Annotated in this window: 1 tRNA gene; it reads left to right on the top strand. The window is 49.7% G+C overall.

Annotated features, from left to right (window positions below):
- Positions 1-130: 130 nt before the first annotated feature.
- A tRNA-Ala gene (locus tag H6A60_RS12800) sits at positions 131-206 on the top strand.
- Positions 207-370 lie beyond the last annotated feature (164 nt).

Raw genomic sequence — 370 nt, 5'->3', positions numbered from 1 at the left:
CACCTCCTTTAAAGAGACAAAGAGAGCTCTGAAGAAGCTCGCAAATACTGACGGCGTTCACGCTTATCGGTTGGTTGGATCAGATTCGCGAAAAAGCGTTGAGGCATGAGTTTGCTCGGCCTGACGAAACGGGGGCATAGCTCAGTTGGGAGAGCGCCTGCTTTGCAAGCAGGAGGTCATCGGTTCGATCCCGTTTGCCTCCACCAAAAAATTTTCGCGAGGTCATTTGCAAAAGTGAAGCGACTTGTGTACAATGCGCTCCTCTTGCAAATGACTGGATTTTCGAATCCGTCACGTTCTTTAAAAATTCGGAAGGAAATGAAAGCGTTCAGCTGCATTTCAAACGTCGCGCACGATCGAGCCGATCGGG

Origin of the sequence: Sutterella massiliensis, assembly GCF_016899755.1 — a bacterium.
Taxonomy (GTDB): domain Bacteria; phylum Pseudomonadota; class Gammaproteobacteria; order Burkholderiales; family Burkholderiaceae_F; genus Sutterella; species Sutterella massiliensis.
This window is presented reverse-complemented; position numbering and strand designations above follow the sequence as displayed.